Origin of the sequence: Clostridium thermarum, assembly GCF_006351925.1 — a bacterium.
Lineage (GTDB): Bacteria > Bacillota > Clostridia > Clostridiales > Clostridiaceae > Clostridium_AU > Clostridium_AU thermarum.
In genome coordinates, this window is sequence record NZ_CP040924.1 from 1,509,295 (window position 1) to 1,521,328 (window position 12,034).

Here is a 12,034-nt window from a genome sequence, read left to right on the forward strand (position 1 = left end):
GAGGCGTTGAAGATATCCATCTATACATTTATTAATGGAGTAATCGAAATTTTAAAATACATAATAATAGCCGGAGCTATAATCTCTTGGGTTGCACCTCATAGCAGAAATCCTATCGTACAGATTATCGAAAGTATAACTGATCCGCTTTTAGTGCCGGGAAGAAGACTACAGCAGAGAATTGCTCCTAATTTACCTATAGATTTTTCACCATTTTTGGCATTTATAATATTAGATCTTATTAAGTCATTGCTGCTTACAGTTCTATGGTAATGAAAAAGGAAGATTTCTTAAAGACCATTAGCGGTGAAGATGAGGCGGTAATTTTAAGACTGTTTGATAGATTGGTACTGGCAGAGAAAACCGGTAAAACAGTATACAGTAAAGAGTTTTATACACCGGGGGTTTGGAGTAAGGTAGAGGATTTGGGTAATGCACTGGCAGTAAAGGTGATCAGTGAAGGTATCTTTGAAGAAGCTGAAAGGCGGATGCTGGCATTTTATACTGATGGTGATGTGTCTATGCCCATTACGGTTATATGTATAACCAACAAATCTAAATTTCATACTCTTCAGCACAAAGATTACTTGGGTGCAATGATGTCCTTAGGCATTAAAAGAGAAAAAATTGGTGACTTAGTAGTGGATAATTCCAAGGGATACTGCGCAGTTTGTGACGATATAGCAACATATTTAATAAGTAATTTGACGGCTATTGGTCATTGTCCTTGTGAAGTTTCCATGGTCACGGACTATGACAAATTACCTAGCTATAATTTTGAAGAAAAGATTGTTCTGACTACATCCATGAGAGCGGACTGTGTAGTAAGTTCCGTTACCGGACTATCCAGAAGTAGAAGTGTTGATATCTTAAAGGCCGGCAAGGTATTAATAAATTATAATGAGATAAGAGAAAAGGATTTTGAAGTAACTATACCATCCACCCTAACTATAAGGGGATATGGAAAGTTTAAGGTTAGTGACGTTGTAGGCAATAGCGGCAGTGGAAGACTTAAGATACTGCTGAAAAAATTTGTTTAATATGGGGTGTGTATTAATGAGACTAACGGCAATGGATATAAACAATAAGGAATTTAAAAAGTCCTTAAGAGGCTATAATGCGGACGAAGTAGATGAATTTATCGAGAAGGTCATAGAGGACTATGAGGCCTTATATAAGGAAAATTCCACATTGAAGGAGAAAAATTTAGTTCTAAGTGAAAGGCTGGAACACTATGCTAAAATAGAAGCAACAATACAAAACACCTTGCTGCTTGCACAAAATGCAGCAGAACAGGCTAAGGTCAATGCACAAAAGGAAGCAGACATGATCATTAAAAATGCCAATGACACTGCTCAAAAGATATTGGATAAAGCTCATGGTGATGTAATGGCTATAAACGATGATTATGACAAGCTAAAGCAGGAATTTTTCAAATTCAGAGCAAAGTATAGAAACTTTTTAAAGACTCAAATGGACACCTTTGATGACTTGGAGAAGGACTTCATCAAAAACTATAATATTGGGTCAACAATAGAAGACAAAAGTACAGAAGTACCGTTAGTTACTGAAAAAGCCTTCGCATTAAAAGAGATTGAAGAAGAGAATTTTAATAATGAAGAGCTAAACGAGATAAAGAGATTTTTTGTAAAGGATAATTAATGATATCAACATAAATCTCACTCCAAGTATAGATATTATTTTGTCTATAGAAACTAAGGAGTGAGATTTATATTTTAGTTTACATAAAAATTCTTCCATATGACAAAATAACTAATATATAAAGTTAGATAACTTTATAGAATGCTGAGACTTTGAAGGGGTGGAAGGATTATGAATGATAAGAACTTGAATTACTACAAAAAGAAACTTTTATCCGAGAGGGAAAATGCAAGGAGGTTTCTTCTTAAATTAAAGGATAATGATATGACCAATGCTCTTTTCGAGACTTCTTCTGAATTGTCTTTTTATGATAATCATCCGGCAGATTTAGCAAGTGAAATGGAGACTATGGAGAAGGGCAGGGCTCTTAGAGAACATGAGGTCACTATAATAAAAAAGATAGATGAGGCATTAAAAAATATAGAAGAGGGTACCTATGGTACCTGCAAGAGATGCGGCAAAGAGATACCCAGTGAGAGGCTGGAATTTCTTCCCTATGCTGAGTACTGTGTGCATTGCCAAAATGAATTAAATGCAAAAGCTCAGAACAATACTGTAGGCAGGCCCATCGAGGAAGACGTACTTGGCTATCCTTTTGGCTATGGCTACAATGACTTTTCTGATGAAGTGGGCTTTGACGCTGAAGATAGCTATCAAGCGGTGTCAGCTTATAACAGGATAGAAAACACCTATGAGTATCATGAGGACGACGAAGATGATTATGTTGAACCCATTGAGAAAATAAGCAATGAACAATACAGAAGACAGCTGCCGGATTAATTAGTTAAGGGGGATGGAGATGGAAATAGTAATTATTATATTGGGATTTATTTTGGACAGAGTAACAAAGATCTTGTCAATAAATCACTTAAAAGATAGCAAGGATATAACAGTTATCAAGAATTTTTTTGAATTTCAATATGTGGAAAACAGGGGGGCTGCCTTTGGTATTTTTCAAGGCAGGCAGTATCTGCTCAGTATCATAACTTCAATAGTTATCATAGGTGTAATTGTTTATCTAATCAAAAACAGACAAAAATCAAAGCTGTTGAATATTAGCCTGGCAATGATCATTGGTGGAGCACTTGGAAATTTATACGATAGGATAATCTACAATTATGTGGTAGATTTTATATCTTGGCATTATAAGGACGTGTATTATTGGCCAAACTTTAATATAGCAGACATTTTAGTTGTAGTTGGTACTGCATTATTGGCATTATATATAATAAAGGATGTTAAGGAATGAAGGAACATAACTATATAGTAGATGTGGCATATAATGGCCTAAGAATCGATAAATTTTTAAGTATATCCATGGAGGATAAGTCAAGGTCATATATTCAAGGGCTTATTGAAGATGAAGCAGTTAAGGTTAATAACAAGATTGTTAAGAGTAATTATAAACTAAAGACCGGTGATGTGGTGGAGGCTGTAATTCCGGATCCTGTGGAATTGTCGGTAGAGGCTGAGGACATTCCCTTGGAAATACTCTATGAGGACAGTGATGTGCTGGTGGTGAATAAACCCCAGGGGATGGTTGTACATCCTGCCGCTGGCAATCAAAGCGGGACTCTAGTAAATGCAATCCTAAACTACTGCAGTGACCTTTCAGGCATCAATGGGGTTATCCGACCGGGAATTGTACACCGCATAGATAAGGATACTTCCGGTGTGTTAGTAATTGCAAAAAATGATAACTCTCATAACAAGCTGGCAGAGCAGCTAAAGGATCACTCCATGACAAGGGTCTATATGGCTCTTGTAGAAGGGGTGCTTAAGGCTGATGAAGGCACTGTAGATGCACCACTGGCAAGACATCCCATAGAAAGAAAAAAGATTGCTGTTGTCAAAGACGGCAGAAGAGCAGTAACCCATTATAAGGTGGTGGAAAGGTTTAATAATGCCACTTTGGTGGAGTGCAGGCTGGAAACAGGAAGAACTCATCAAATTAGGGTACACATGGCTCATATTGGTCACCCACTTGTAGGGGATCCGGTATATGGATACAAGAAACAGAGATTTAAGCTTGAAGGCCAGCTCTTGCATGCAAGGCTCCTTGGCTTTATACATCCTACCACCGGGGAATACATGGAGTTTGAAACACCACTGCCGGATTATTTTAAGAAAGTGATAGAAATATTGCGAAAAGAGTTGAAATAAATAAAGTTATATGCTAATATGAATAAGAAAAGTGAACAGCGAACCTTTAAATGATCCAGTGAGGTCATAAGGCATAGATGATGTAGTAATAGTGTATGTGTACATATTACGCCTTATCCTCATGGGTAAGGCGTTTTTTTACTTTACGAATTTCAACAACTTATTCAAGTACTAAGCTTGTATTTATAGAAAGAGGTGATATTTTGAAAATAAAATCTGTTTTATTAGATGACAAGGCTATACAAAGAAGCTTGATAAGAATAGCTCACGAAATTATTGAAAAAAATAAGGGGATAGATGACATTGTCCTGATAGGTATCAAAAGGCGAGGTTATCCCTTGGCAGAAAGGATACAAAAACAGATAGCTAAGATTGAGGGGGTTGAGGTCCCCGTAGGCAGTGTAGATATCAGCTTATACAGAGATGATCTTCAAACCATTGACGATATGCCCAGAATAAATAGCAGGAATTTAGGTGTAGAAGTTAAGAGCAAGAAGGTCGTGTTGGTAGATGATGTATTATACACCGGAAGAACTGCCAGAGCAGCAATAGATGCTGTAATTGATGCAGGAAGACCTACCATGATACAGTTAGCGGTACTTATTGACAGAGGCCATAGAGAGCTGCCCATAAGAGCAGATTTCGTCGGGAAAAATGTGCCTACCTCAAAAAGCGAATTGATTTCTGTGGAACTTAGTGAAATAGATGGACAAGACGCAGTAAAAATCTTTGAACTAGTATAATAATTGATTTATTATAAATCTTTTAAAATAGCCCAGAGAGGCTAAAAGGAGGAATTATTAATGAGAAATTTTGTTGATGTAGACGAGAAATTACCGATTTTGAAAACAATACCTCTTAGTTTCCAGCACTTATTTGCAATGGTAGGTGCCACTATATTGGTGCCTATGCTCACTGGCCTAGATCCGGCAATAGCACTGTTTTGCAGTGGTATAGGTACTTTGATTTATATACTTTGTACAAAAGCTATGTTACCTGCCTACATAGGCTCATCCTTTGCCTTCATAGGTGCCATGGCTGTTGCAACATCAAACTATGGTACTAAGGGAATGTTATCCGGAATAATAGCTGCAGGAGTTGTATATGTAATAGTTGCTGCAATTATAAAGTATGCTGGTTCAAGTTGGTTGGACAAGGCTCTGCCTCCGGTGCTTATTGGTGCTGTGGTTATTGTAATAGGTCTATCCCTAGCAAGAACTGCTGCAGACTGGGCAGGATTAATTCCTCAAACTGCTGCAGATGGCAGTACATTACCTACGGATTACAGGGTATTAGCTGTAGCAACAATTACTTTGGCTGTAGGTATTATAGGCTCAATGTATTTTAAGGGCTTCTTGGGGATAATACCAATTCTGATAGCAATGGTAGTAGGTTATATTGCAGCCTTCATCTTTGGCATAGTTCCAGAGGAGGTAATAAAGGAAATTATAGAAGCAGATATAATTAGAATACCCACCTTTACCACTCCTGAATTTAATTTCAGTGCAATGATTATGATGGCTCCGATAGCCTTTGTTACCTTGGCAGAACATATTGGACACGTGTATGTTACTAACAATGTTTGCGGAAGAGACTTTACTAAGGAACCGGGACTTCATAGATCAATTCTGGGTGATGGACTAGCAACAATCTTTGCAGGATTAGTAGGAGGACCTCCGAACACAACTTATGGTGAAAACATAGGCGTTATGGCAATTACAAGAGTTTACTCCGTCTGGGTTGTAGGCGGAGCAGCAATCATTGCAACTGTACTTTCCTTCATAGGACCTGTAGCAATGGTTATAAAAAATATTCCTACTCCTGTAATGGGCGGTATCAGTATATTACTGTTCGGTATAATAGCATCTTCGGGCTTCAGAGTTTTCGTGGAAAACAAGATTGACTTTGGAAAAAAGAAGAATTTAATAGTAGCCTCTGTTGTAATTGTTCTAGGCATTAGCGGAGCTGTGTTAAGCTTCGATGTAAATGGTGCCCCTGTTGATATCAATGGAGTTGCTCTGGCAACCTTAGCAGGAATTATCTTAAACTTAGTGTTACCTGAAAAGAGTAAGACAGAAGAAGAATAAATGTAAAATAGGATGTCTCAAGTTATTTTGGGGCATCCTTTTCTATTTACTAGAATCTCCTTACCTGGTACAATGGAAATAATTGATTTTTAACTATAAATTATGAATATTTGTATTGGGACAGATAAACATATATTTAGTAAAATATATGTTACCCTAATAAAAAACTATACATATAAGGAGAGAAACAGATGCAATATGACTTAATAGCAACATCTACCTTTGGAATTGAGGCAATAACCGCTTCAGAGTTAAAGGCCTTAGGATATAAGGATATAAACACCGAGAATGGCAGGGTTACTTTTAAGGGAGACGAAAGAGATATAGCCCGAACAAATATATGGCTTAGGACTTCGGACAGAGTTTTGATAAAGATGGCTGAGTTTAAAGCAGAAAGCTTTGAAGAATTGTTTCAGGGCACAAAGGCCATAGATTGGTGGAAGATAATACCTGAGAACGGGAAGATGCACATTACAGGTAAGTCAGTAAGGTCAAAGCTTTTCAGCGTGTCTGATTGCCAGTCTATAGTGAAGAAGGCTGTAGTGGAGGCCATGAAGCGGAAATACAAGAGGGATGTTTTCACCGAAGATGGACCGGTTTACAAAATTGAGGTTGGGATATTAAAGGATATAGTAACCTTGACCATAGATACCTCAGGTCCGGGCTTACATAAGCGTGGCTATAGGGAAAATGCGGGAGAGGCTCCCCTAAAGGAAACACTGGCTGCGGCTTTAGTGCTAATCAGCAAATGGAATCCTGACATACTGCTGTATGACCCCTTCTGCGGCTCAGGAACTATACCGGTGGAAGCAGCCCTCATAGGCAAAAATATTGCTCCGGGTTTAAGAAGGAGTTTTGTCAGTGAAGACTGGCCCAATATAAAAAAGAGCATCTGGCAAGAGGTAAGAAGAGAGGCGGAGGCAGCCATCAATGACAAGGAATTTGTGATCTATGGCTCAGATATGGATGGCAGGGTCTTAAAAACTGCAAGACAAAATGCCATAAAGGCAGGAGTAGAGCAATATACTAACTTTCAAAAGTTGCCTGTAGAAGAATTTAGTTCTAGAAAAAGAGTGGCCTACATAATAACTAATCCTCCCTATGGGGAGAGATTAGGAGAAGAAAAACAGGTGAGAAAGCTTTACGAGACCTTAGGAAACCTGTATAAGAATCATCCGGAATGGTCCTTTTTCGTCCTGACTTCCTACTATGAATTTGAAAAGTGCTTTAGGAAAAAGGCAGACAAAAACAGAAAACTGTATAATGGCAGATTGTTATGTTACTACTATCAGTATATCAATCCTGTGAAGGAGAAGTAGATTTAAACACGGAAATGACGGAGGTGCCTGAAGACACGGAAAAGTAAAAATCCTTCCGTGTTCTCAGTTCCTCTGTTTATTCTGTGTTTATATTTTTTGTTATTTTAAGTAACTATAGTTCTGGGACAGAAACTACGTCCCTTTGTCTCCTTTATATCATAAGGATCAACATATATAGTTTTATTGGTTGTGTATATAACCATCCCAGGTTTTGCACCGGAAGGTTTCTTTACATTCCTAACTTCTGTATAATCCACCGGCACTTTAGTGGAATCCTTTGCCTTGCTGTAAAAAGCGGCTAAAACAGCGGCCTCTTCCAAGGTTTTATCGGATATACTACCATTATTCTTAATAATTACATGAGAGCCAGGTATGTTTTTTGTGTGAAGCCATATATCCTGTCTTTCTGCAAATTTTAGTGTAAGATAATCGTTTTGTATATTATTTTTACCTACGTAAATATCCGCTCCATCGGTGGATTTAAAGTGGAGAGGTTTTGACTGAGAGGCTTTTGTTTTTGCAGAAATCTTTTTAAACTTTATATATCCCGTTTCTGCCAATTCTCTTCTTATATCTTCAATTTCATCATAGCTGTCACAATTTTTAACATTGGTAAGTACAGATTGAAGATATTCTGTCTCACTTTCGTTGTTCTTAAGTTGCTCTAGGGCTGCCTCTTCAGTCTTTTTTAGCTTGTTGTACTTTTTATAATACTGCTGGATATTTTCTGACGGTGTCTTATTTTCATCTAAAGGAATTTTTACATACTCCTCCACATCAGAGTAGTAATTATACACTTCAACATACTTATCTCCCTTATTAACGCTGTAAATATTAGCAGTAAGGAGCTCTCCGTAGAGCTGGAATTTATCCTTCTTTTCACATTCCTTAAGAGCATTCTTAAGGATGGCACTTTTTTTATTACAACGGTCTATGTTGTTGGTTATCAGTTTTTGCAGGTCTGCACTCTTTTGGTTCAACCTATCCTGCTTATCCTTAACATAGTAAAAGGTATCGAGAAGTTTGCTGGCGCTGTCGAAGACGACCACTTTATAGTCTTTTGGCTGTGTCAAAGGAAAACAATAAAAGTCCTTATAATTGCCGGTATCATCGGTATAGAGAGTGAAGGTGAAGTTTTCTGATTTTAACCCATCGAAGAAGTTCTTAAAAAAGATATATAATTTATCCACTGACTCTACTGTTATTTTTTTAGTATCCTGAGTTAACCTGTTGTACAACTCCGTAGATAAAGTGCCACTTACGCCTACAAATAAATTTGAAAAGCTATTAGGCAATAATTCAACAATATCGTAACTGATTTTATCTTGCAAATCTTTTAAGGAAAAATCAAAAGGATTTAACTTTTCTGATTCCGGAGGATATTTGTATTTTATACCGGGATAAAGACTTCGATAAGAGTTTATATCAGGTGTTATATGTTTGATGCTGTCCATGACAATACCGTCTCTTTTACGTACAAGAGTAATGTTACTGTGTCTACCCATTATCTCTATTATTAAACTATAGATGCTGTCAAAGCCCATCTCATCGGTACTTTCAAAATCTATGGTCAATATCCTGTCGGAAGACATTTGCTGGATACCTATGATTTTACCACCTAGCAGATATTTTCTTAGCAGCATACAAAACATTGGGGGCTGCATTGGGTTTTGCTTATTTCTATCGGTAAAATGTATTCGGGGATAGTTGGAACTGGCACTTATCAGCACCTTTCTGTTTTTATTTCCGTTTCTTATTGTTAGAATAATTTCATCCTTTTCAGGCTGATTAACTTTATCTACTTTCCCGTTTAACAGATCATTTTTTAACTCCAAGGATAAGGCATATAGAAATATACCATCAAAAGCCATAATAACCACCCTTTCCTCTTAGGAAAATTCTCTATGGAAGCCCTCAGAACCTCCATACAGAATATAATGATTTAATGTTAAGATAAATAAAACGGAGTTGTCAAGTGGGGATTAAAAATAGAAGGAACTTCGGAAATTGATACAAAATATCTCAAAAAATATAACGCAAATGTTTAAAAAGAAAATAATGGTAAATAATATTTTATGTGTGAGGTGAGACCATGTGTTTGAGTATAATTTGGACCATAAAGACCTAGATACTGATAAGCTGGATGTAGAAGCGTTAAATTTGGTGCCGGAGGAGTTTGCAGTAAAGAACAAGGTACTGCCTATTAAAGTGATTGATGATACACTTCATATTGCCATGAGATGCAATGAGGATGCAGAACTTCTGGCAAGGCTCAAATTAATAACAAATATGAAGCTTTACATAATTAAAATTGCTGAAGATAAGTTAGTTGAAATGATCCCCAGGGCTTATGGATATTTAAAGTTCAACAAGGCCGTAAGCAGACTGAAGAAGGACACTGAAGGTGAAGAGAAGAAGAATACTCCTAAAATAATGGGTAAGGACGATGAAAGTGCTCCGGCAGTGGTAATCCTGGACTATATTATAAATAATGCAATTATTGTTAGGGCCAGTGATATACATTTGGAACCCCAGGAAGGTAACCTCATGGTTAGGTATAGAGTAGACGGCAGTCTTATGGAGTTTTTAAACTTACCGGTGGAAGTATACAGCGCAGTTTCTACCAGGTTGAAGGTTTTATGCTCCATGGATATCTCAGAAAAGAGAATTCCTCAGGATGGTAAATATCATTATTTTTACGGAGAAAGAGAATTGGACCTGAGAATATCTTCTATTCCTGTGCTTTTCGGTGAAAAGTTCGTCATTAGAATTTTAGACAAAACCATAGACTATTGCAATATTGAAAGTATTTATGAGGATTTGGACCAGAGTAAGTTGATCAAAAGGCTGTTAATGCATAACAGCGGAATAATTTTGGTTACGGGGCCAACGGGCAGCGGTAAGTCCACTACTCTATATGCAATGCTTAAGGAACTGAATAGAAAGAGTATAAATATAACCTCTATTGAAGACCCAGTTGAGTATACGATGAAGGGTATAAATCAGATATCTGTAAATGTGAAGGCGGGTATAACCTTTGCCGTAGGATTGAGGAGTATATTAAGGCAGGACCCCGACGTGATTATGATAGGTGAGATCAGAGATGAAGAGACTGCTGCCATAGCCATAAGAGCAGCCATTACCGGACACCTGGTATTATCAACCCTTCATACCAACGATGCCATAGGAGCTGTAAACAGATTGGTGGAAATGGGAGTTGAAAGATATCTTCTGGCAGATGCTCTCATTGCAGTTATTGCACAAAGACTGGTAAGAAGAATATGCAGCCATTGTAAGGAGAGCTATAGGCCCGATCAGATTGAAATGAGTATGTTTGCAGACCAGAAAGTCACAACACTGTACAAGGGGAGAGGTTGTCAGGCATGCAACCATAGCGGCTATTTTAGCAGGACGGTACTGTCGGAAATACTGATAATAGAAGAGGATGTCCGCAGGCAGATATTAAAGGGAGAGGCCTGCAGTAAGAGCAAGGGGACTATCAGTGGAACCAATCTAACAGCACAATGCAAGGCCTTGGTTTTAAAAGGTCTAACCACCACAGAAGAGTTGATCAGAGTGTCAAATGGAAAAATCTTTAGTTAGGTGAATTATATGAAAACTTATCGGTACAAGGCTATAGGCTATGATGGAAAGATCTCAAAAGGAGAATATCAGTGCAGTGATTCTAAGGAACTGATAGCCTACCTTTACTCAAAAAAACAACACTTGCTGGATGTTCAGACCAGCCTAAATATCAAGGGGTTTAGACTTCAGCAGAAAATAAAGCTAAAGAACCTATCTTTCTTTTGCAAGCAGATAGGCACTATGTTGGAGATTGGTATTCCAATATTGGAAGCCATTAAAATGTGCTGTTTTCAATTAAAGAATGGACAGATATACGACAATTGTGTTTATATACTTGGGGACCTGAGAAGGGGAGCCTCCTTATATGAGGCCATGAAAAATGCACCAAATGGTTTTCCTGAATTTATGCTGCATATGGTCAACATTGGCGAGGAGTCAGGAAGCTTGGCAGAAATATTCAACAACCTATCCATATACTACTATAAGGAAAATAAGCTTAAAGGCAAGGTTGCAGCTACTGCGGCATATCCAGTTTGTGTCCTTACTTTTACCATAATAGTAGCAATGATCTTACTAATAACCATAGTGCCCTCTATGGTAAATATGATAACTTCCATGGGAGGAGAGATACCCTTAATCACATATATTGTTATGGCACTCAGCCATTTTCTAAAGGTAAACCTACCTTATGTTTTATTGGTCACCGGGCTGCTGGCAGTGTTGTTGACCTATTTAATAAAAAATAAGAGGATTAAAATTTCTTCAATAGTGAAAAAGATACCGGTATACAACAAGGTATATTTCAAACGGAGTAACTATGAATTTCTTTATGGAGTTTATCTTTTACACAGCGGAGGAAGCACTATTGTAAAGGCCTTAGAAGGGTCAGCAGCGGTGTTAAAGGATGATAACCTGAGATTACAGATAAGCAAGTCTGTATCCCAGATTAGGGAAGGGGAAAGTATACTGGAGGCACTTTTAAGTGTAGAAGTGATAGACTACACCAGTCTTTCTGTTATAAAACTTGGTGAAGAGACAGGGAAATTATGTGAAATGCTGGGCAGGCTTTTGGGAATTTTGGAGGATGAATTGAACTCTCAAATAGAAAAGGCCTTAGAGCTCATCCAACCTTTAGCTATTATCCTTGTGGGTTTCATAGTAGGGATTATTGTCATTTCCATAGCATTACCCATGTTTAGTATGTACAATATCTGATTG

The 12,034-nt window shown here is 37.6% G+C and carries 12 protein-coding genes; 11 read left to right on the forward strand and 1 reads right to left on the reverse strand.

All coding sequences use genetic code 11. The annotated features are described in order from the left end of the window. Window positions 1-6: 6 nt before the first annotated feature. From FHY60_RS06720 to FHY60_RS06760, 9 genes are all read left to right on the forward strand, one after another. On the forward strand, window positions 7-273 hold the full coding sequence (locus tag FHY60_RS06720; protein ID WP_139904246.1) for a YggT family protein: 267 nt from the start codon (window positions 7-9) through the stop codon (window positions 271-273). Then, window positions 273-1,040, forward strand: a complete 768-nt coding sequence (locus tag FHY60_RS06725) for a YlmH family RNA-binding protein (protein WP_139904247.1) — start codon at window positions 273-275, stop codon at window positions 1,038-1,040. Before FHY60_RS06720 ends, FHY60_RS06725 begins: the two co-directional genes overlap by 1 nt. 16 nt (window positions 1,041-1,056) lie before the next feature. Next, window positions 1,057-1,662 carry a DivIVA domain-containing protein gene (locus FHY60_RS06730; RefSeq protein WP_139904248.1) on the forward strand — a complete coding sequence of 202 codons (606 nt, stop codon included), beginning with the start codon at window positions 1,057-1,059 and terminating at the stop codon, window positions 1,660-1,662. Window positions 1,663-1,833: 171 nt separating this feature from the next. Beyond that, window positions 1,834-2,442, forward strand: coding sequence for a TraR/DksA C4-type zinc finger protein (locus FHY60_RS06735; protein WP_139904249.1), 609 nt, complete (start codon window positions 1,834-1,836; stop codon window positions 2,440-2,442). Between the two features lie 19 nt (window positions 2,443-2,461). After that, window positions 2,462-2,911 carry a signal peptidase II gene (gene lspA, locus FHY60_RS06740; protein ID WP_139904250.1) on the forward strand — a complete coding sequence of 150 codons (450 nt, stop codon included), beginning with the start codon at window positions 2,462-2,464 and terminating at the stop codon, window positions 2,909-2,911. Beyond that, on the forward strand, window positions 2,908-3,825 hold the full coding sequence (locus FHY60_RS06745; protein ID WP_139904251.1) for an RluA family pseudouridine synthase: 918 nt from the start codon (window positions 2,908-2,910) through the stop codon (window positions 3,823-3,825). The genes lspA and FHY60_RS06745 overlap by 4 nt, the downstream gene beginning before the upstream one ends. A 203-nt stretch (window positions 3,826-4,028) precedes the next feature. Then, window positions 4,029-4,568 (forward strand): bifunctional pyr operon transcriptional regulator/uracil phosphoribosyltransferase PyrR, encoded by a 540-nt coding sequence (gene pyrR / locus FHY60_RS06750; RefSeq protein WP_139904252.1) that lies wholly within the window; start codon window positions 4,029-4,031, stop codon window positions 4,566-4,568. A 60-nt stretch (window positions 4,569-4,628) separates the two neighbouring features. Continuing rightward, the gene (uraA, locus tag FHY60_RS06755) at window positions 4,629-5,912 is read left to right on the forward strand and encodes a uracil permease (protein ID WP_139904253.1); all 1,284 of its coding nucleotides are present in this window, start codon (window positions 4,629-4,631) and stop codon (window positions 5,910-5,912) included. Window positions 5,913-6,103: 191 nt separating this feature from the next. Next, a complete protein-coding gene (locus FHY60_RS06760) occupies window positions 6,104-7,231 on the forward strand; it encodes a THUMP domain-containing class I SAM-dependent RNA methyltransferase (RefSeq protein WP_139904254.1) in 1,128 nt (375 codons plus the stop codon). Window positions 7,232-7,335: 104 nt separating this feature from the next. Here FHY60_RS06760 and FHY60_RS06765 read toward each other — a convergent pair whose 3' ends face one another. After that, on the reverse strand, window positions 7,336-9,102 hold the full coding sequence (locus tag FHY60_RS06765; RefSeq protein WP_139904255.1) for an Rqc2 family fibronectin-binding protein: 1,767 nt from the start codon (window positions 9,100-9,102) through the stop codon (window positions 7,336-7,338). A gap of 223 nt (window positions 9,103-9,325) precedes the next feature. Here FHY60_RS06765 and FHY60_RS06770 point away from each other — a divergent pair, with 223 nt between their 5' ends. Together FHY60_RS06770 and FHY60_RS06775 are read left to right on the forward strand one after the other, a co-directional pair. Beyond that, entirely contained in the window at window positions 9,326-10,834 is a 1,509-nt protein-coding gene (locus FHY60_RS06770) for a GspE/PulE family protein (RefSeq protein WP_139904256.1), read from the forward strand. Window positions 10,835-10,843: 9 nt separating this feature from the next. Further along, window positions 10,844-12,031, forward strand: a complete 1,188-nt coding sequence (locus FHY60_RS06775) for a type II secretion system F family protein (RefSeq protein WP_139904257.1) — start codon at window positions 10,844-10,846, stop codon at window positions 12,029-12,031. Window positions 12,032-12,034 lie beyond the last annotated feature (3 nt).

Excerpts from the sequence above, each read along its gene's own strand:
- FHY60_RS06760 (WP_139904254.1), top strand. The coding sequence starts at position 6,104 with ATGCAATATGACTTAATAGCAACATCTACCTTTGGAATTGAGGCAATA.
- uraA (WP_139904253.1), top strand. The coding sequence starts at position 4,629 with ATGAGAAATTTTGTTGATGTAGACGAGAAATTACCGATTTTGAAAACA.
- lspA (WP_139904250.1), top strand. The coding sequence starts at position 2,462 with ATGGAAATAGTAATTATTATATTGGGATTTATTTTGGACAGAGTAACA.
- FHY60_RS06730 (WP_139904248.1), top strand. The coding sequence starts at position 1,057 with ATGAGACTAACGGCAATGGATATAAACAATAAGGAATTTAAAAAGTCC.
- FHY60_RS06735 (WP_139904249.1), top strand. The coding sequence starts at position 1,834 with ATGAATGATAAGAACTTGAATTACTACAAAAAGAAACTTTTATCCGAG.
- FHY60_RS06775 (WP_139904257.1), top strand. The coding sequence starts at position 10,844 with ATGAAAACTTATCGGTACAAGGCTATAGGCTATGATGGAAAGATCTCA.
- FHY60_RS06745 (WP_139904251.1), top strand. The coding sequence starts at position 2,908 with ATGAAGGAACATAACTATATAGTAGATGTGGCATATAATGGCCTAAGA.
- FHY60_RS06725 (WP_139904247.1), top strand. The coding sequence starts at position 273 with ATGAAAAAGGAAGATTTCTTAAAGACCATTAGCGGTGAAGATGAGGCG.
- FHY60_RS06765 (WP_139904255.1), bottom strand. The coding sequence starts at position 9,102 with ATGGCTTTTGATGGTATATTTCTATATGCCTTATCCTTGGAGTTAAAA.